The sequence below is a fragment of the Paenibacillus sp. 37 genome (assembly GCF_008386395.1).
Classification (GTDB): Bacteria; Bacillota; Bacilli; order Paenibacillales; family Paenibacillaceae; genus Paenibacillus; species Paenibacillus amylolyticus_B.
Window position 1 is genome coordinate 3,414,022 of record NZ_CP043761.1, and the last position, 20,285, is coordinate 3,434,306.

Consider the following 20,285-nt stretch of genomic DNA (forward strand, 5'->3'; position numbering starts at 1 on the left):
ATATAGTAAGCATTGAATATAAATACAAAGAAGGGAACCTGGAGACAGGTTCCCTTTTTAACGTTAACTAATGTTTAACGTCTTGAAGCGTATGAAAAGATCGGTTCTCTTAGTTCAAAGTCATACGTCAACCCGTCCACAATGCCGACTACACTTTCACTGTCATACAACTCCAGCAAAAATCCAGCCATTTGTTCCGCCGTATGGAACTTGGGAACTCTGCCTTCATACTCAAACTCGTCTACATTAAAGGAATGTTTCGCAAACTCGGTCTCGGTTGCAGCCGGAGCGAGAACTTTGGCTTGCATTGCTGCGTTCTTGCCCTTTAACTCTTGCGCAAGCCCTTCCGTAAAGGCACTTACATAGAACTTAGTTGCGCAGTAGGTTACTGCATCGGCTACAATCGTATATCCTCCACCAGAGGAAATATTAATGATCTGTGTGCCATCAACGTTTGCATAATCACGTACATACAGGGAAGAAAGAATCGTAAGAGCTTCTATATTAAGATGAAGCATCTGCTCAATCTTGGGCAGGTGTTGTTCGCCAACGGAAGCAAAATTCCCGAATCCTGCATTGTTAATCCACGTCTCAATGGAGTAAGCCTGAAGACTCTCATAGAATTCATGCACATTAGCGGCAATGGACAGATCCACTGTACGAATGACAATATCCAGATCAGGATTGATTTCAGCTACTTTTGCTTTTAATTTGTCCAATTCATCGGTTCTGCGTGCTGCCAGGATTATATTTTTGCCACGAGCTGCAAAAGCTAAAGCCGCTTCATATCCAATGCCTGAACTGGCACCGGTAATCACTGTGTATTTCATGGGAATTCCTCCTGGATCTGATTTCATTATTTATTGTGATGTGACCACGAGTTGATTATACTGATTAGAGCTTACTCTAAGTCAAGCGGGAAAATGGAGGGGAGGTTAACCATGCATACCATTGGTGAAGTGGCAGAATTACTCCATATCAGTGCACATACGTTGCGTTATTATGAGAAGGAACAGATTGTAACTCCTCTCCGAGATGCGAGTGGAGACAGGCGGTACAACGAGTCACACCTGAAATGGCTACAATTTGTAATTAAATTAAAAGAGACTCAGATGCCCATTGCTACCATTAAGAAGTATGCGTCCTTGTTTCAGGAAGGGGAGCATACGGCGGCGGATCGTTTGAAGCTACTGGAGGAGCATAAAGAGTCGATTCAAAAACAGATGCACATCCTTAACACAGCAGATGAGATGCTTGAGCATAAAATTTCGACGTATCGAACGCTCATCGGACAATGAACTAACACACACAAATGACGATCTATTGCCAAAACAGTGATTTTTATTATAGACTGTTTTTTATCGGTTGTTCATCAAGGGGGAAATGCAATGCATCAAATCAGGAAACAAAAGTCAAATAAGTTAAAGATTCTCTCCAAAGTATTATTGATTATCATTGGGGGATTTATAACGGCATATGGTCTCGAAGCCATATTGATCCCGAATAATGTCTCAGATGGTGGTGTCACAGGTCTGAGTATCGTAGGATCACAACTGTTCGGATTACCACTGGGGATACTCATCGGGATTATTAACATTCCATTTGTGTGGCTAGGGTACAAGCAAATCGGAAAAAGCTTTGCGTTATATTCGATCATCGGTATTGCTTCACTCGCAATCAGCACCAGTCTGATGCACCATGTACCAACCATCATTGAAGGTGATACCTTGCTTGTTACGGTTGTCGGCGGGATTATTATCGGTTTTGGTATGGGACTTGCATTACGTAATGGTGGCGCATTGGATGGCATAGATATGCTGGCTGTACTCCTTTCGCGAAAAGTCCCTTTTGGAACCAGTGATCTCATTCTGTTCCTCAACATGTTTGTATTTATTGTCGTTTCTACCGTGTTTGGTCTGCAAGGTGCGATCTTGTCAGGACTTGCGTATTTCATTGCTTCTAAAGTAATACATATTGTTGAAGAGGGCTTGAGCGGCTCCAAAACGTTTAAAATTATTACGAATCAACCTGAGATTATGGTTGAAACCATTCGGGACCGCTTAGGCCGTGGAGCAACATATACCGAGGCTTACGGTGGCTATTCTAATGAGCAATTCAAAGAAATTACTTGTGTCATTAACCGGATGGAAGAGAGTAAAATTAAAGATATCATTCACGAAATTGACCCAACTGCTTTTGTAGTCGTATATGATGTAGCAGAAGTCAGAGGCGGCAATTTCAAAAAGAAAGATATACACTAACATACAAAAACGCGCTGACAGGAGAAATACTCTTGCCAGCGCGTTTTTGTTTTACCATATGTGTATAAAAAAAATCAAGCTTCAGTAAAAACTGTACTGAAGCTACTGTCAACACCTTCAATATATAATGGAACAGCATATACCTTTTCAATTCCAGATAAGTCATGGTTTAAATTCATATCCTCTATAAGTAGAATGAACTTGCCATCAACCCGACCTTTCCCAAGCATAATCTGATGAAAAGTGATAGCCTCATCCACATGAATCACAGAGCCAGAAGAGATCATATCCATTCCAACTGCTCTCAATGAATCAAAAACCATCAAGTAACTTGCAGCATCTGCTGCAAACCCTGGGTTATGATCACTATAACGAACAGGGTCAGATGACCGAAACTTTCCAAAACCTGTACGTATGAGCAGAAGATCAGAGCCAGCGATCTGGTGTTCATACGGCTCCAGGTCAGCTTTTGTAATAAGTTCATCGTCACCTTTGGGAATATCGAGGATTGTTGGATGAGTAAAGATAAAGTAGTCTATGGGAATCTCGCTTATTTTTAGACCTTGCGGATTGAAATGCCAAGGCCCGTCAATATGAGTTCCATTATGGTTGAGAGATGTGATAATAAATTGGTTATACAGATCTCCTTGATCTATGCTGGACTGCTGCTGAATCTCAACAGGAGGATTATCTTTATAAACGGGAGTATTTACACTAAGAGGGTAGGACAAGAGGATCCGCTTCATCTGTTGTTCTCTCCTTTATGTCACACAGGTTCTATATCATGATTGGTGAATGTATGGACTCATATTATGAAAGGAATCGGTATTTCATGCATAAGCACAGCTCTATTATGGAAAACTTCTGTAGTGTGATTAAAAAGCATGATTCTATGGGAGGTTAGCATAGTGACAAAACAGGACCCGCAAGAGCTTTTGAAGCAAAAACATGAACTGGATGAACAAAAAAGACAGTTCACTAATTTTTCCCGAAATATTTCAGGTCATGGTGAGGTTGAAGCTGGTCAAGAGTTCAGTGTTGACCGAGTGCCAGATGACCAAAATCGTATGAAATCGGTTGAGAACAGACGCGGCGAAGTCTAAAACGTTACAACATAAGCTGATCCTTTATTGGATCGGCTTATTCGTGCGAAGCATTTTATTGAAGAGAAAGATATATGTTGTGGTTGAGAATGATTATCGATAGAATGTAGAAAAGTGAAAATATCTGCTGATTTTGCGGATGTTTTGCTAACTTAATGGGTTGTGGAAGGTGAAGGAAGAGATGCACGTAGAAGAGCATGTGAAGTTATGGAATCTAGCCACCATTAAAATATGGGATGTGCGTCACGTCGTAGTGGGCGCTGACGAATCAATCTATGCCTACCGATTTCCGGTTAGCGGTTTTATATACACCGTAAGAGGCAATGCAACGATTAAGCTGGATGACACGATGTACGTGATTGATCAGATGCAAGTCTTGCATGGAGGCAAAGGGGTATGGATGAATATCTCCCTGAACGAGGATTCATTTGAATTTTATTTGATATTTTATCGGGCTAATTTGTCGTTATCCAATACTCGTGAGAATCAAGCTCTGCTCAGGCAACATGTCCCGTTTCATCTGCAATATGCTTTCGCCCCAGGCTATCCCATGGACTTATATGATAAAGTCCAAAGAATAGAGCAACATTGGGAACGGACGGATGTGTTCTCGAAATTTCAGGTAAAGACGTTATTTTATCAATTTATTAATGAATTAATGAGGCAGTTAAGTGCACAAGGGATTGAGACTGCCAAGCCCGATCTGGTAGCTCAAGCCGTTCGTTATCTTCAAGAGAACTACATGTTGCCCGTTATGGTCGATCCGCTCGCAGAACTTCTGGATTGCAGTGCAGGGCATCTGTCGAGAACGTTCAAGAAAGAGACAGGCAGCAGTCTGATTACCTATTTAACTCGGATACGGATGTACAAAGCCAAGGAGCTGCTGTTGCACACAGATGCATCTCTTCAGAAGATTGCCGAGGCAATCGGCATTCCGGATGTGATCTATTTTAATCGTTTATTTAAAAAGCATGTTGGCCTTTCACCAGGTCGGTTCAAACAAAAATGTATCGCCCTGCCAACCGGTCAGAATAATGCTATCAAAGAATCAGAATTGTCCATTGTCAGTCCTATGCATCGCGGTTATGATCCTATTGATGATAATTATTATCAATACAAACCCAAAGGAGAATCACTTACATCTATGAGATCGAGAAAACCCGTTGCATTGCTTTTGATGCTCAGTCTTACATTATTAATATCAGCCTGTTCCCCTTCTCAGGGCAGTTCAGCAACAAGCAGTGATGGAACAAGCGGTAACAATGCTCCAACTACCGAAGTCGCGCAATCCACTGAATCAGCAGTACAGGAGCGTGTTGTTAAACATCCCTGGGGAGAAACGGTCATCAAAGGTGATCCTGAGCATATTATTTCGTTGTTCCCGGCTGCAACTGACTATTTGTTAGCACTCGGTATTGTACCCCAGGCAGCATCCAGTAATGAGGAGGGGAGTGATCAGTTTCCTACCTACCTGTCCGATCAACTACAAGGAAAAGAAAATCTGGGCTGGCAGGTTGATCCCAACTACGAAAGCATATTGGCGGCAGAGCCAGACCTGATTATCGGTCAGGATTTCATGAGTGATGCCTATGACAGCCTCAGCAAAATTTCGCCTACCTTGCTGGCAGAGAAGCTGCAGGACGAGCAAGGTATTATTCGTATGAAGACAAGCCTGTTACATATGGGAGATATGTTAGGGAAGACGGATCAGGCCAAACAGGTCATTGAAGAATACGAAAAGAAGGCTGCAGAAGCCCGTGAGAAAATCAAGCAATCCATCGGAGACGAGACCGTGATGTTCCTGCGTTTATCCGACAAAGAAGTGCGTTATTACAGTAAAAGAAACTATGAGGTTCTGTACGACGATCTAGGCCTGACACCTCCTATATCCATACCTGACCCGACAGATTCAATGAAAGTAATCTCCATGGAGTCGTTACCATCGATTAATCCGGATCATATTTTCCTGTTGTCATCAGACGAGAATGAAACGACAGAATTGCAAAAAACAGCAGTGTGGAAAAGCCTGAATGCTGTTAAAAACAACAATGTCTACATCGTTGACTACGGTTTGTGGTTCCAAGGTCCGGGAGGACCCATTGGACAGAGCAAGATTATAGAAGAAGCGGTGAGTTTCCTTACCCAATAAGAAAACAAGACAGGAGGATCCCCTTTTGGAAACGTCTGTAATGGAAAAGATTATTCGTGAACGAAGAACCATTCGTCAGTTCAACGGCAAACCGCTGGCGAAAGAAACGATCATGCACTTGCTGGAAGCGGCCGTGTGGGCACCTGTTCATTCCCGCAAAGAGCCATGGCGCTTCATATTATTTGTAGAGGAAGGTCGGAAGCAATTTGCTGATGCAGTGCTACATACGTTTTCCAAAGATGAGCGGGAGCGTTGGACAGAGAAGCTGCAAAAAGACTACTGTGAGTCTATCCAAGCCCATCTGCTGGTTGTAATTGAGGCTGATCCGAGACAACGGGTATGGGAAGATGCTGTGGGTGCTAGTGCTGCCCTTATTCAAAATATTCAACTCCTGGCATGGGAGCAGGAGATCGGCGTAGTGTGGAAGACGAATGAATATAATTTTGACCCTGATTTCTACGCCAAGACAGGTGTAAAAGCAGGGGAGAGAATCATTGGCACACTTCATCTGGGGTATTTTGATACAAACAAGGTTCCAAAACCTCGTCCTCGCACACCCGTAGAAGAATTGATGACCTTTGTCTCCACGGCAATAGCAGAAGTACAGTAGTAAGACATTGAGGAGTTCAAACTGTTTCTGATTAATGTTATCTCACACTGCCTGCCAAATCATGAACGAAGTGAAATACAAATTCGGCGGTCAATAAATGGATGGTTGAGGCCATTTAGGTGGTGGTCAATCGTTGTAAAAGGTCGTATATTATTACTATGTCGATTGTGGGATTGAATATGGACCACATCGCAATATGATAAACGATTTTACATAGAAGGACGGGAAAAAATGGACTTTAAACCGCTTGCTTCATTTATCGACCGCATTACATCCTGGCGTATACCGTGGGCAGAGGTGCTGGTGATGCATCGAAATGATACCGTTTTCCATTATCGTAATGGATACGCCAATCTGGAAGAGAAAACACCTATCGGTGATGGAGCGATCTTCAATCTATACTCCATGACCAAAATCATGACTTGCGTGGCAGGGCTGCAACTGGTGGAGAAAGGGGAAATGCTGTTAAGCGATCCCTTGTCTGATTATCTGCCAGAGTACGCTGAGATGACGGTGAAAAAAACGATGGCGAACGGGGAGATCCGACTGGAAAAGGCGACAAGAGCCATTACAGTACGTGATTTGTTCACCATGACTGCCGGGTTCTCGTATAACGTTGATTGTCCAAGCATCCAAGAAGCTGTAAAAAGCACCGATGGAACATTGCCAACACGCGACTTCGCGAGAGCGCTTGCGAAAGAACCGTTGTTATTTGAACCAGGGACACACTGGAATTACAGCATGTGCCATGATGTGCTGGGAGCCTTGGTGGAAGTGGTAAGTGGCAAACGCTTTGGTACCTATCTGCGGGACGAAATCACCGGACCCCTTGGCATGAACGATACAGCATTCAATCTGAACGATGAGCAGCAGAAGCGCCTGATTCCACAGTATGCTTACAACGATGAGCTTGAAAAGGCTGTACGTATGGATGGTAATGGATTCCGAGTAGGTACGGAGCTGGAAAGCGGTGGTGCAGGATTATTGTCAACCGTTAGCGATTATGCACGTTTTCTGAACGCGCTTACTGGGCATGGTACGAGTCCCGAAGGCGTGCGCATTCTGTCACAAGCTTCAGTGGAACTGATGCGAACGGACCACCTGAACGAGATGACTCGTGCTGATTATTCGTGGGATCATATGTATGGATACGGCTATGGATTGGGTGTTCGCACACATATCTCCAAAGCAGGAAGCGGCTCACTGAGTCCAATTGGCGAATTTGGATGGAGCGGCGCTGCTGGCTGTATGGCTATTATTGATCCGGATTCAGAGCTTACAGTCATGTATGCACAGCACCTGCTGAATAGTCAGGAACCATACGTTCAACGACGCTTACGTAATGTGGTTTACTCCTGTCTATAAATCATATCGTATTCGAAGTTACTTGAAGAGCCGCTAAATAGCGGCTTTTTATGTTATATGATTCGAAATCTATTAATTAGATTGTTATTTCTTTATTGGAAAGGGTATGTTATCATTCTTAGGAAAATAGTACTAGCAGGAGGATATGCTTATTGAATATAAACCTATATTAATTACATAGTTTGATCAAAAGTACACTCTAGCAAGATCTATTAAAATGTTGAGATTATGCACGATTCAAAATTAGAAATGAGCTTTTAGATGTTTATTTTTTTATTCAAAGGAGAGTCATCAATGATACACCCTAAGCACCAATCAAAATGGGCTTCTCTGGCCCTACTAACCTTAATCGGCTATGTTCTGAGCGCATTGCTTCTGTTACCACCCAATGCTGCTGCCAAAGGAGAGCAAATCTCCGCCAAACAGCTCGAAAGTATGAGCCGGCTTTCATTTACGCTTCGTGATGCCAAACAAACGGCTTACACCGTTTATATTTTCGCTTATGATGAACAGAAGAGAACACTGACCGAAGAAAATGGTTGGACCAACAATAAAAAAGGCGATAAGAGCTATTCAGGTACGTATCGTGCGGCCTTGCTGAAAAAAGGTGCAGCATACGGAACTGTTCAGGCAGCAAAACTGGATCTGAATACGATTATTTTGCCTCAAACCTGGAACTTTGTTGTGAAAAGCAAAGAGGCTAGTACACCAGACATGCTGATGATCACCGATTGGGGAACTTCTAATTTCAATGAGGTGAAAACGTATATTGTTCGTTCCGGGGAATTGCGCCGTGTAACATATGTCGATAATAAGGGAAAAAAAATAGACGATTCCTACTCTGCAAGCAGAGATGATGGAATCCGTACTCTTTCAGGTGCCCGAGTGCAGTTCAAAAATTACAACAACCTTCAATTTGTCTATGGAGTTGATACGTTTAAGCTGAATGTGAACAAATTGGTATTGCAGTTGGAAGATACACGTAACCTCCGTTCAGATGCTTGGCCGAACTCGGGTGTTGGCGATCGCGCTTACCTGAAAAGCCTAAAGGAAGCCGCTTTAAAGGGTGTATTGCCAGGTCGGACGGACATCAAGATTGGCATGACGCTTCAAAATGCGCAAAAAAAGTTGGGGAAACCAAATTCTCGTTCAAACGGGGAATGGGGAGCGTACTATTTTTATTCTAAATTCGGCGTCGGATTTGATTCATACATGCACGAGCTTACCAATAAATCACGTATTGCCGTTTTTGATTTGTACAATGAAAAGCAGAATCTTTCACCACGGAATGTGAAAATATGGATGGGAAAACCTTCCTCAGAATATTACAATGAAGTCGTGGTTGGTTATGAGATGGTATACCAATTGGGTAATCACGCCATTGTATTCACTTATGAGGAAGAAGAGGACTTGATTGATTTTACGAGTATATATTAAGGTATAACATCGTAAAAACAAAAAGTATATCGTATTGGTATGTACAAAAAAAGCCGCTAATTAGCGGCTTTTTTTGTTATCTATGAAATTGGGACGCGTAGTCTATTTTATTGGAGTGTTATTAGAGGTTTGCACAGAACGTACACGATTGACTAAATAAATGCCAACGGATACAAACAGCAATGCGGCCAGATTTTTCAGTTCCAAGATCGTTTCCCCGAGGAATAACGCTGATAACAATGCGCCAAACACAGGAATTAGGAAGTTGTATACAGACACTCTTCCGACCTTGTTATACTTGAGAAGCATATTCCATAGACAAAATGCGACGGAGGACAGCAAAGCCAGGTAGATCAAGTTACTGGTGGATTCCAGGGTGAAATGGGTGACTCGACCGCCGAGTGATAGACCTAACAGCGTAAGCACCAGTCCCCCGACGAATAAGCTGACACCTGTTATGATCAGAACATCGATGGTGGCGGTGAGACGTTTTGCGTAAAGGGCTGTAACGGAAAAAACAAGTGCCGCTATAATAACGAAGCCTTCGCCTGTGAATGAAAAGGAAAAAGCAAGCAGATCCGTATGGAAGTTTACGATAATGACGCCAACGAATCCGAGCAAGCAGCCAACGATTTTATTTCTGCTTAATTTGTCGTTCTTATAGATGAAATGGGCCAGAACAACACTGAAAAAGGTTGTCGTTGCATTCATAATGGAGCCTTTGACACCCGTTGTATTGGCTACGCCAACGTAGAAAAACATATATTGCAAACCGGTTTGCAATATACCTAACATGATAAGGCTTGTCCACTGAGGCCGGGACAATTGAAGCTTCTCTTTTCTAACGATACGAGACAGGAGCAATAGCAGCAAGCCCGCCAGTGTGAATCGATATCCGGCAAATACATATTTGGAAGCAATGTCTTCCGGCAGAATGTTAAATGCGATATATCCAAGTTTGATGGACGGGTACGCACTTCCCCATAACAAGCAACACAGGCTTGCGACGAGCATGACAAAAATGGGATCACTAAATTTACTCGGTTTTTGATTTTCAAGGGTATTTCTCTCTATCACTCTCAATCTTCTCCTCGCATTTCATGCACATATGTATGTACGAATCTACTATCCTCACTGACCATATCACATATCGCTAATATTTGTAATGATAATTAACTCCTTAATATAGCTGAGAAGACTGAATAAGACGGAAGAAGCCAGGTTACAGATGAATTTCAATGTACTTTCATGTTTACTTGGAGAAATTTCCAGAATGAAAACGCTTGTCAAATTAAAAATAATATGATAATTTAATGTCTGTAACCGGTTACACATAGAGGAGAGCAACTTATGAAAACAATTAAAGACGTAGCTCAACTGGCTGGCGTATCTGTTGCCACCGTATCCAGAGTCATTAATGATAGAGGTTATGTTCATGCCGACACACGCAAGAAAGTGGAAGATGCTGTGAAGGCGCTTAATTTTTCGCCAAATGAAGTGGCCCGCTCATTATATAAACGCAAGTCCAAACTGATTGGCCTGTTGTTGCCGGATATTGCCAACCCTTACTTCCCGCAGTTGGCCCGCGGCGTAGAGGACCGGATGCAAGAGCAGGATTATAGACTGATATTTGGAAATAGTGATGAGGATGAACGGAAGGAGCAGGATTACATCCAGACGTTTATCCAGAACAACGTGGTCGGTGTGATCTCTTCAACGAACTACCCTCATTCTTCAATATATGAAAACCTGAAGATTCCCGTTGTGTTTCTGGACAGAACATCACTCGATCGTCCATCCGTGTATGCGGACGGCAGGGAAGGTGGAAGACTAGCTGCAAGGGAGATAATCAAACGCGGCAGTCGCCGGATCACAGTTATGCAGGGACCGTCACAGATCAGACCCGCTCAAGATCGCTTTGAAGGAGCGATTGAAATCATCCGTGATGCTGGGTTAGACTACCGGGTGATCCAGACGACCTCATTTTCAATTAACGAGGCAGGTGTATGGGCTGAAGAATTATTCAGGAAGTATGGGGACACAGACGGGGTCATTGCCAGCAATGACATTGCAGCCATGGCAGTACTGCATGAGGCAGCACGAGTTGGAAGAAAAGTTCCCGATGACGTACAAGTGATCGGTTTCGATGATATTCCAATGAGCAGCCTGTTGTCGCCAGCGCTGTCGACTATCCATCAGCCAGCATACGAGATGGGAAGAGAAGCGGCGGGATTACTTATCCAGCTTGTGGAACAAGCTGCAGTAGAGAACAAAAACATACAGTTACCCGTAAGTTTCATCGAACGGGGCACTACGAGAAAGGTGAAATCAGATGGCTAAAATATGTGTAATAGGAAGCAGTTCAATGGATCTGGTTGTTACTTCGTCAAGACGGCCGGGGGCGGGTGAAACCGTTCTTGGCGACAGCTTCAAAACGGTTCCGGGTGGCAAAGGAGCCAATCAGGCTGTTGCCGCTGCACGACTGGGTGCCGAGGTTGCGATGATCGGCCGGGTAGGCGACGATGCTTTTGGCAAAGATATTGTAGAGAACTTTAGAGCAAATGCTGTAAATACGCAAAATGTGAAACCGGTTACACATTTAGAAAGTGGAACGGCTCATATCATTCTGGCAGAAGGTGATAATAGTATCGTAGTGGTTGAAGCGGCGAATCGTGAAGTCACTCCTGCATATGTCGATGAAGCAGCTGAAGTGATCCGCGGTGCAGATATCGTATTAATTCAGCAAGAAATTCCGGAGGAAACGGTTGTGCATGTGAGTGCATTGTGTGCAGAATTCGGAACACCCCTGCTGCTTAATCCCGCTCCGGCGAGAACATTACCGCAACAAGTGATCGACAATGCCGCATATATCACGCCGAACGAGCATGAAGCTGAGATTTTGTTTCAGGGCATGAGTCCGGCACAGGCATTACGTCAGTATCCAAACAAGTTGTTCATCACGGAGGGCAGTAAAGGTGTACGTTACTTTGATGGCACTGAGGAAATTCTAGTCCCAACTTATAAAGTTGAGGCTGTTGATACTACTGGGGCAGGGGATACGTTCAACGCCGCATTTGCAGTTGCTTTGGCTGAAGGAAAAGCGTTGCAAGAGAGTATACGCTTCGCCAATCGGGCTGCATCGTTGTCCGTCACCAAGTTCGGAGCGCAGGGCGGCATGCCGACGCGTGATGAAGTAGAGGAGAGCTTGTAATGAAAAGAAATGGCATGTTAAATAGTCACATCTCCAAGATTCTGTCTGATCTGGGCCATACGGACTTGATTGTGATTGCGGATGCAGGTCTGCCAGTACCGGACGGGGTGCTCAAAATAGATCTGGCCCTCAAGCTGGGAACACCAAGTTTTCGCGAAGTGGTAGAAGCGATTGCAGAAGATATGGTCATTGAGAAAGTCATTGTGGCTGAAGAGATTCGCGAAGGCAATCCCGTAGCCATGCAATTCATCAAGGAGAAATTCGGGGAAGAAGCAATCGATGCTTCCGTCAGCCACGAACAATTCAAAGCATTAACACGGCAAGTGAAAGCTGTTATCCGCACAGGTGAAGCCACACCCTATGCCAATTGCATTTTACAATCGGGAGTCCATTTCGGTTAAAAGGAGGTTGCGTAATGCACATTCAGATGCAAGACATTCATAAAGCGTTTGGCACCAACCAGGTGCTGAGCGGAGTGGATTTTGAATTAAAAGATGGTGAAGTTCATGCCTTAATGGGGGAGAATGGAGCCGGTAAATCCACACTGATGAACATTCTGATTGGTCTCCATGAGCGAGATCAGGGAACCATCACGATAGACGGAGAAGAAAACTATTTTGCAAGTCCGAAGGAAGCCGAGAAACTAGGTATCACCTTTATCCATCAGGAGCTGAATGTATGGCCTGAAATGACGGTGCTGGATAATCTATTTATTGGTAAGGAAATGACATCATCCATCGGGTTGCTTAATACAAGACAAATGAGAGCGCTTGCCAAAGAACAGTTTGCCAAGCTTTCCGTAGACATACCACTGGAACGTCCTGCGGGAGAATGCTCTGTCGGGCAGCAGCAGATGATTGAAATCGCCAAAGCACTTATGACAGATGCCAAGGTTATCATTATGGACGAGCCAACAGCGGCACTCACGGAGCGCGAGATACAGAAACTGTTTGGTGTAATCAGCTCACTGAAGAAGGACGGAGTATCCATCGTGTATATTTCTCACCGCATGGAGGAGATATTCACGATCTGTGACCGGATTACCATTATGCGTGACGGCAGAACGGTAGACACTCAGCCAATTCCACAGACAAGCTTTGATGAAGTGGTGCGGAAAATGGTAGGTCGTGAACTTACAGAGCGTTATCCTGTCCGGAATCCTTCTTATGGTGAAGTTGTTCTGGAAGTAAGGAATGCAAGCAGTAAAGGGTTGTTCGAGAATATTAACTTCACTGTGAGAGCGGGAGAAATACTTGGTTTCTCAGGACTTATGGGTTCTGGACGAACCGAGATTATGCGAACAATCTTCGGTTTGGATACGTTGGATAGCGGTGAAATCTTCATCCGCGGCAAAAAAGCGAACATTCGTAAACCGGCAGATGCAGTGAAACATGGAATCGGGTTTATTACAGAAGACCGCAAGGATGAAGGGCTGGTATTAGACTTCTCTATTCGCGAGAATATGGCGTTGACGAATCTGTTCAGTTTCTCAAACAAAGGTTTCATCTCAGCTCCAAAAGAACAAGATTTCGTAGATACATTGATCAAACGTCTACAGATCAAAACGCAATCCTCGGAGACGGCGGCAAGGAATCTATCCGGGGGTAACCAGCAGAAGGTGGTTATCGCGAAATGGGTTGGGATCGGACCAAGCGTGCTTATCCTGGATGAACCTACCCGCGGAGTGGATGTCGGGGCGAAGCGCGAAATCTATGAATTGATGAATGAACTGACTGACCGCGGCGTTGCAATCATCATGGTATCGTCGGAGCTACCTGAAGTGCTTGGCATGAGCGACCGGATCGCAGTTGTGCATGAAGGACACATCAGTGGAGAGGTTGCAAGGGAAGTAGCAACACAAGAACACATTATGACATTGGCCACAGGGGGACAGTGATATGACATCAATGCAGGAAAACAAAACGGCTAAAAGCGGCTTCCGTTTCTCAAGCGTGATACAAAAATTGGGACCGCTGCTTGGCTTAATCATTCTTATTCTCATCGTATCGGTGTTGAATCCAAGTTTCTTGGAACCGCTTAATATCTTGAATTTATTGCGTCAAGTCTCGATTAATGCGCTGATTGCCTTCGGTATGACGTTTGTGATCCTAACGGGTGGAATTGATCTGTCGGTCGGCTCAATCCTGGCTTTATCCAGTGCTTTTGTAGCAAATATGATGTTGTCTGGCCTCGATCCGATCTTGTCCATCATTATCGGTGTAGCACTCGGTGGTGTCATGGGTATGGTGAACGGACTGATGATTACCAAAGGTAAAATGGCTCCGTTTATCGCCACACTCGCTACCATGACGATATTCAGAGGACTGACATTGGTGTACACAAATGGTAACCCAATTACAGGCCTCGGGGATAACCTGTTGTTCCAACTGTTTGGCCGCGGTTACCTGCTGGGTATTCCGGTACCTGCAATTACGATGCTGATTACCTTCATGATTCTGTGGATTGTTTTGCATAAAACGGCTTTTGGCCGTAAAACGTACGCTATCGGTGGTAATGAGAAAGCCTCCATTATCTCGGGTATCAAAGTTAATCGCGTGAAAATTATGATTTACTCCCTGACAGGTATGCTCGCTGCTCTGGCAGGTGCAATTCTGACATCGCGTTTGAATTCAGCGCAACCAACGGCAGGTACATCCTACGAGCTGGATGCAATCGCAGCAGTTGTATTGGGTGGTACAAGTCTGGCTGGAGGACGTGGACGCATCGTTGGTACATTGATCGGTGTTCTGATTATCGGCGTATTGAATAATGGATTGAACTTGCTTGAAGTAAACTCATTTTATCAAATGGTTGTAAAAGGTATCGTCATTGCCATTGCCGTCCTGCTGGACCGCAAGAAAACAGCATAAGGAGAGAAGCGAATATGAAAAAGTGGACTGTAACACTCATAAGTATGCTGATGATCATCGTTCTGGCCGGGTGCTCTCTGGAGCCACCGGAATGGGCGAAACCTAACCCAAACAAAAGTAACGGACAGAAGAAAATAGGTTTGTCGATATCTACATTAAACAATCCATTCTTTGTATCACTGAAGGACGGGGTCATGGCTGAAGCCAAAAAACAGGGAATACAGGTCATCGTGGTGGATGCGCAGAACGATTCGGCCAAACAAACCAATGATGTGGATGATCTCATTCAGCAAGGCGTTAGTGCACTTCTGATTAACCCCGCGGACTCTGCAGCTATCTCCACAGCGGTTCAATCCGCTAATAGTGTTGGCATTCCCGTGATCACGCTGGATCGCTCCGCAGATAAAGGCGAAGTGGCGGCACTAGTGGCATCTGATAACGTTAAAGGTGGACGCATGGCAGCTGAATATTTTGTGGAACAACTGGGTGAGGGAGCAAAAGTCATTGAACTTGAGGGTGTACCTGGCGCTTCCGCAACAAGAGAACGGGGTAAAGGTTTCCATGAAGTGGCTGACAAGCAACTCGATGTGGTTTCCAAACAATCTGCTGATTTTGATCGGTCCAAAGGATTAAATGTCATGGAGAATCTGCTTCAGGGTAATCCTGACGTGCAGGCCGTATTTGCCCATAATGACGAGATGGCACTGGGTGCGATTGAAGCGATTCAAAGCTCAGGTAAAGACATTCCGGTCATCGGATTCGATGGCAATGATGATGCAATCAAATCCATTCAGGATGGGAAATTGACTGCAACAGTCGCTCAGCAGCCTATACTGATTGGCCAACTGGCGCTGCAAGCAGCTCTGGATGTGCTCAGTGGCAAGCAGGTGGAGCCATCGATTCCGGCTGAATTGAAGCTGGTAACCAAGGAAAATGTGAACGAGTAAATCATCATGTAACATGTTTCTCGTCTTGTGGAGAAGAGCATAGGAATATAACCAAGCCGCTAATTTAGCGGCTTTTTTCATTTGTAATGTGAGGGCATCACATCAATCAGATTATTGACTTTTAATAGCATATTAAAGGTGCCCCAATTGAATTAATGTCCACTTTTGTATCTTTGGATTGCTCAAAAATAGCTTTTTTGGATATGTATATCCAATCCATGCGTTGCTATACTAGCATGACGTTCCACACAGTCTTCACAATACATAGGAGGAGCTAATCTCAATTATTCATTCCTGTTTGGAATAGAAAGAAGGTAGCTGACATGAAACATCTAGTAGGAGAAAATCTTCAAACTGTAAGACAGCAAATGGCACTGGCCTGCCAGGCTTCCGGTCGCAACTTAGAGGAAATTCAGTTGTTGCTCGCGACCAAAACGGTACCGCTTGAGAAACTAGAGGTAGCGATTCAAGCAGGTGAGGTTCTATTCGGAGAAAACAAAGCTCAGGAACTTCGGGACAAATTTCCGCTTATGCAGCAACACGAACAGGTGGAATGGCATTTTATCGGACATCTGCAAACGAATAAAGTAAAAGACGTTGTTAAATATGTTACGCTCATCCATTCCGTAGATCGTCTGAAACTGGGTCAGGCGTTACATAACCAGCTTGTCAAAGAGAATAAGACCTTAGACATTCTTGTGCAAATTAATACGTCCTACGAAGAAAGTAAATTTGGCGCATCTCCAGAAACAGCCGTTGAGCTTGTAGAACAGTTGTCTCAATTCGAGACATTAAATGTGAAAGGTTTAATGACCATTGGAAAACTGAATGCGACGAACGAAGAAACACGACATTGTTTTCGATTGTTAAACCAGATCCGTACACAGATTAAAGAGAAAAATATTCCACGCGTAGAAATGGATATTTTATCGATGGGTATGTCTGGTGACTTCCAAGTCGCCATTGAAGAAGGAGCTACAATGATCCGGGTAGGGACAAGTGTATTTGGTCAACGCTACTTACCGGACGAGTATTACTGGAATGAAAACACACGCATCGATGATTAAGTGAGAGGTAGTGTTAAATATGAAGACAGCATCCCCTTCGTTACGTGGCCGTGATTTGATATCGCCTATGATCGCCGCTTTAATATCCGTAATTGTGAATTACGGGGGTACGTTTATTCTTGTTTTTCAAGCTGCAAAAGTGGCTGGTTTAAGCCCGGAAATGACCGCTTCCTGGATTTGGTCCATCTCGATTGGGGTAGGAGTGACAGGAATTTGGCTCAGTTATCGGTACAAGGAACCGATTATTACAGCCTGGTCTACACCGGGTGTGGCGTTTCTCGTTTCAGCATTAGCGGTAACCCCTTATCCAGAAGCTATTGGCGCTTACATGATTTCAGCAGTCGGATTTATTATTTTAGGTTTGTCAGGCATGTTTGAACGTTTCGTTCGACTTATTCCCCCAGGCATCGCTTCCGGATTGTTAGCTGGCATTTTACTACAGTTTGGTATTTCGGCCTTTGGAGGGGCGAAGGTAGATCCTTTGCTTGTGATTGTACTGTTTGCAGGCTATATCGTGCTAAGAAGGTTTACTTCCCGTTACGCCATTGTTGGCATATTGGCAATAGGTTTGATTTATTTGATATGTATGGGGAAAACAGACTTCAGTACGATCCAATTGGCTGTAGCATCGCCTGTATTTGTTGTTCCAGCATTTTCGTTAAATGCTTTACTTGGCGTTGCGTTACCGCTGTTCATTATTACCTTGACAGGGCAGTATATGCCCGGAATGCTTGTTCTGCGTAATGATGGATTCAAGACAAGTGCCAATCCTATTTTAGCTGTAACAGGTTTGGGTTCGCTTCTTGCAGCCCCATTCGGATCACATGCTTTTAATGTGGCAGCTATTACAGCAGCGATTTGTACAGGGAAAGATGCACATGAGGATTCAACGAAGCGGTATATTGCAGGTATTGCTTGTGGTGTTTTTTATATTTTTGTCGGCATTTTTGGCGTAACATTGGCTGCTCTGTTTTTGATTCTTCCTGCTACTTTTATTGCAACATTAGCGGGATTGGCCTTACTTGGAACCATCGGTGGCAGTCTTGCCAATGCATTAACGGACCCTAAGGGACGTGAAACTGCATTGATTACGTTTTTGGCGACAGCAGCGAATGTGACTTTGCTTGGTGTGGGTGGTGCATTTTGGGGACTGTTTGCAGGAATGATGGCACATCTACTGATGAATAGTAAATTTCCCAAAAAACAATTTGGAACGAATAAATAACCGTAATATTGAGAGGAAGATGTTCATGAAACATTTGGAGAAGCAAGACAAAGTAATAGGAATGGCTGTCCAGCAAGAGCTTGGAAGGCAGCAGGATACGATAGAACTGATTGCATCAGAGAATTTTGTAAGTCAAGCTGTGATGGAAGCAACCGGTTCGGTATTGACCAATAAATATGCGGAGGGGTATCCGGGCAGAAGGTATTATGGCGGATGTGAGCAAGTCGATACAGTCGAAGAGATAGCAAATAGTCGCCTTAAAGCACTTTTTGGCGCTGAACATGCGAATGTGCAGCCTCACTCCGGTTCTCAGGCTAACATGGCAGTATATTTTGCCTCGGTTGAGATTGGGGACACAATACTTGGCATGAATCTATCCCAAGGTGGTCATCTAACACACGGAAGTACTGTTAATTTTTCAGGTAGGTTTTACAATTTTGTTCCATATGGTGTTGATGCACAGACGGGCCGCATTGACTTTGACGAAGTACGTAAACTTGCTTATAAGTATCGTCCACGCATGATTGTTGCAGGTGGAAGTGCATACCCGCGGACCATTGAGTTTGAATTATTTGCCCAGATTGCCGCCGAAGTGGGAGCTCTTTTCTTTGTAGATATGGCACATATAGCCGGAATAGTCGCAGCGGGTTTGCATCCTAATCCGGTACCGCATGCTCATTTTGTCTCAACCACCACGCACAAGACTTTGCGAGGTCCACGAGGGGGAGCCATTTTGTGCCGGGAATCGTGGGCACAAGCGATCGACAAAGCTGTATTCCCGGGGACTCAGGGCGGGCCATTCATGCACGTTATCGCGGGGAAAGCGGTGGCATTAGGTGAGGCATTGCAATCCGAGTTCACAACATATATTGAAGGTGTTCTGAATAACGCCAACGTATTGGCAGAAACTTTAATGAATGAAGGGCTCACCCTTGTATCGGGTGGAACAGATAATCATATTGTGTTGGTTGACTTACGAACTATGGGCCTTACAGGCAAAGAAGCCGAAGCTTTACTGGATGGAGTAGGGATTACGGCGAATAAAAATGCAATCCCTCACGATACGGCAAGTCCTTTGATTACAAGCGGTATTCGTTTTGGAACTCCGGCTATGACTTCAAGAGGGCTTGGAGCCAGGGAAATGAAAGAAATTGCTCAGCTGATAGGGCTTGCTTTCAAAAATCCAAAGAGTTCGAAGGTGAAAAATCAGATATTAGGCAGTGTCCGCGAAATCACTTCGCAATTCCCTCTATATGAAGGACTTAAATAGCTCAACAGCAGACACAAATAGAGCCTGCAATTGTTCCTAATGGATAACAGTTGCAGGCTCGAAAATTGCCTGTTTATATTGAAACTTACTTTTTTGAACGAAGAGATATACCTTAATTGAGATTTAGGAGACACCCTAGTAGGCTATGCCTACACGTGACTGTACATACTCATCAGACATTAATTGTTGATAAGCAAACTCTGCCGTATCGATTACAGATATTGAAGTTCCACCGTCAGGCAAGTAGTCGCGCTCAACCCGGTACTTACCGAGGGATTCTCCATCAAATAAGTAGGTAGGACACACGATGGTCCATTCTAACTTTGAAGCTTTGAGAATGTTGTACATCTCCAGATGCTCTTCAGCTGCTCGCGTGGACTTACGTTTGGACTCAGGGGATTGAAAACGAAACAAGCCAGGATCCGTTCGACTTTCCAATATTCCTGCTGTACCAATGGTAATGATTCTTTTGATACGCTCCTGAGCCATAGCTTCAACAATATGTCCCATGGATTGCGATAATGTAGTCGTTCCATCGGTACTTAAGGAACTAACAACGAGATCAACACTCTGTATGGCGTGATGAATATCCTCTTTGACTAAAGCGTTTCCTTGATGCAGAACGAAATTGTCATCGCTGATTTGTAGCTTTTCCGGGCTTCTAACCAGTGCAGTTACATGATGATTGGAACGTAGGGCATTAGAGACGAAATGACTTCCAACCCGTCCGGTGGCTCCTAACACTAAAATTTTCATTACAAAAAACATCC

At 44.2% G+C, this 20,285-nt stretch carries 20 protein-coding genes; 16 read left to right on the top strand and 4 right to left on the bottom strand.

Features of this window, described 5'->3' with window-relative positions; all coding sequences use genetic code 11:
* Positions 1 to 74 precede the first annotated feature (74 nt).
* Positions 75 to 830: an SDR family NAD(P)-dependent oxidoreductase gene (locus F0220_RS14720; RefSeq protein ID WP_149846660.1), complete on the bottom strand. Its 756-nt coding sequence runs from the start codon at positions 828 to 830 to the stop codon at positions 75 to 77.
* Between the two features lie 111 nt (positions 831 to 941).
* On the opposite strand from F0220_RS14720, the gene F0220_RS14725 reads away from it, so the two are divergent.
* Together F0220_RS14725 and F0220_RS14730 are read left to right on the top strand one after the other, a co-directional pair.
* Complete coding sequence (locus tag F0220_RS14725) at positions 942 to 1,298, top strand: MerR family transcriptional regulator (RefSeq protein WP_149846661.1); 357 nt, start codon at positions 942 to 944, stop codon at positions 1,296 to 1,298.
* 90 nt (positions 1,299 to 1,388) lie between these two features.
* Entirely contained in the window at positions 1,389 to 2,261 is an 873-nt protein-coding gene (locus F0220_RS14730; protein ID WP_149846662.1) for a YitT family protein, read from the top strand.
* 74 nt (positions 2,262 to 2,335) lie between these two features.
* Here F0220_RS14730 and F0220_RS14735 read toward each other — a convergent pair whose 3' ends face one another.
* On the bottom strand, positions 2,336 to 3,007 hold the full coding sequence (locus tag F0220_RS14735) for a cyclase family protein (RefSeq protein WP_149846663.1): 672 nt from the start codon (positions 3,005 to 3,007) through the stop codon (positions 2,336 to 2,338).
* Between the two features lie 162 nt (positions 3,008 to 3,169).
* Between F0220_RS14735 and F0220_RS14740 the strand changes: the two genes are divergently transcribed.
* The 5 genes from F0220_RS14740 to F0220_RS14760 all read left to right on the top strand — a co-directional run bounded on the left by F0220_RS14740 (position 3,170) and on the right by F0220_RS14760 (position 8,925).
* The gene (locus tag F0220_RS14740) at positions 3,170 to 3,364 is read left to right on the top strand and encodes a hypothetical protein (RefSeq protein WP_017688524.1); all 195 of its coding nucleotides are present in this window, start codon (positions 3,170 to 3,172) and stop codon (positions 3,362 to 3,364) included.
* Positions 3,365 to 3,563: 199 nt separating this feature from the next.
* Entirely contained in the window at positions 3,564 to 5,513 is a 1,950-nt protein-coding gene (locus F0220_RS14745) for an AraC family transcriptional regulator (protein WP_223199951.1), read from the top strand.
* A gap of 25 nt (positions 5,514 to 5,538) precedes the next feature.
* Positions 5,539 to 6,123 carry a nitroreductase family protein gene (locus tag F0220_RS14750; RefSeq protein ID WP_091016346.1) on the top strand — a complete coding sequence of 195 codons (585 nt, stop codon included), beginning with the start codon at positions 5,539 to 5,541 and terminating at the stop codon, positions 6,121 to 6,123.
* 231 nt (positions 6,124 to 6,354) lie between these two features.
* A complete protein-coding gene (locus F0220_RS14755) occupies positions 6,355 to 7,488 on the top strand; it encodes a serine hydrolase domain-containing protein (protein ID WP_105598692.1) in 1,134 nt (377 codons plus the stop codon).
* 294 nt (positions 7,489 to 7,782) lie between these two features.
* Entirely contained in the window at positions 7,783 to 8,925 is a 1,143-nt protein-coding gene (locus F0220_RS14760) for a DUF4309 domain-containing protein (protein ID WP_181155404.1), read from the top strand.
* A 102-nt stretch (positions 8,926 to 9,027) separates the two neighbouring features.
* On the opposite strand, the gene F0220_RS14765 is transcribed toward F0220_RS14760, so the two are convergent.
* Positions 9,028 to 10,002: a DMT family transporter gene (locus tag F0220_RS14765; protein WP_091016341.1), complete on the bottom strand. Its 975-nt coding sequence runs from the start codon at positions 10,000 to 10,002 to the stop codon at positions 9,028 to 9,030.
* 273 nt (positions 10,003 to 10,275) lie between these two features.
* Between F0220_RS14765 and F0220_RS14770 the strand changes: the two genes are divergently transcribed.
* The 9 genes from F0220_RS14770 (at position 10,276) to glyA (ending at position 19,515) form a co-directional block, all read left to right on the top strand.
* Positions 10,276 to 11,265: a LacI family DNA-binding transcriptional regulator gene (locus tag F0220_RS14770; RefSeq protein ID WP_091016339.1), complete on the top strand. Its 990-nt coding sequence runs from the start codon at positions 10,276 to 10,278 to the stop codon at positions 11,263 to 11,265.
* Positions 11,258 to 12,136 carry a ribokinase gene (gene rbsK, locus F0220_RS14775; protein WP_091016337.1) on the top strand — a complete coding sequence of 293 codons (879 nt, stop codon included), beginning with the start codon at positions 11,258 to 11,260 and terminating at the stop codon, positions 12,134 to 12,136. The genes F0220_RS14770 and rbsK overlap by 8 nt, the downstream gene beginning before the upstream one ends.
* The gene (gene rbsD, locus F0220_RS14780) at positions 12,136 to 12,537 is read left to right on the top strand and encodes a D-ribose pyranase (RefSeq protein ID WP_091016335.1); all 402 of its coding nucleotides are present in this window, start codon (positions 12,136 to 12,138) and stop codon (positions 12,535 to 12,537) included. Before rbsK ends, rbsD begins: the two co-directional genes overlap by 1 nt.
* Before the next feature lie 14 nt (positions 12,538 to 12,551).
* Positions 12,552 to 14,033, top strand: a complete 1,482-nt coding sequence (locus F0220_RS14785) for a sugar ABC transporter ATP-binding protein (protein ID WP_149846664.1) — start codon at positions 12,552 to 12,554, stop codon at positions 14,031 to 14,033.
* Between the two features lie 10 nt (positions 14,034 to 14,043).
* Positions 14,044 to 15,006 carry an ABC transporter permease subunit gene (locus F0220_RS14790; RefSeq protein WP_397387004.1) on the top strand — a complete coding sequence of 321 codons (963 nt, stop codon included), beginning with the start codon at positions 14,044 to 14,046 and terminating at the stop codon, positions 15,004 to 15,006.
* Between the two features lie 14 nt (positions 15,007 to 15,020).
* Positions 15,021 to 15,953, top strand: a complete 933-nt coding sequence (gene rbsB, locus F0220_RS14795) for a ribose ABC transporter substrate-binding protein RbsB (RefSeq protein WP_091016330.1) — start codon at positions 15,021 to 15,023, stop codon at positions 15,951 to 15,953.
* A gap of 323 nt (positions 15,954 to 16,276) precedes the next feature.
* On the top strand, positions 16,277 to 17,020 hold the full coding sequence (locus F0220_RS14800) for a YggS family pyridoxal phosphate-dependent enzyme (RefSeq protein ID WP_149846666.1): 744 nt from the start codon (positions 16,277 to 16,279) through the stop codon (positions 17,018 to 17,020).
* 19 nt (positions 17,021 to 17,039) lie between these two features.
* Positions 17,040 to 18,245 carry a benzoate/H(+) symporter BenE family transporter gene (locus F0220_RS14805; RefSeq protein ID WP_181155406.1) on the top strand — a complete coding sequence of 402 codons (1,206 nt, stop codon included), beginning with the start codon at positions 17,040 to 17,042 and terminating at the stop codon, positions 18,243 to 18,245.
* A gap of 25 nt (positions 18,246 to 18,270) precedes the next feature.
* Positions 18,271 to 19,515, top strand: a complete 1,245-nt coding sequence (gene glyA, locus F0220_RS14810; RefSeq protein ID WP_149846667.1) for a serine hydroxymethyltransferase — start codon at positions 18,271 to 18,273, stop codon at positions 19,513 to 19,515.
* A gap of 135 nt (positions 19,516 to 19,650) precedes the next feature.
* Here the strand turns inward: glyA and F0220_RS14815 are convergent, their stop codons facing one another.
* Positions 19,651 to 20,271, bottom strand: a complete 621-nt coding sequence (locus F0220_RS14815; RefSeq protein WP_149846668.1) for an NAD(P)-dependent oxidoreductase — start codon at positions 20,269 to 20,271, stop codon at positions 19,651 to 19,653.
* Positions 20,272 to 20,285: the final 14 nt, after the last annotated feature.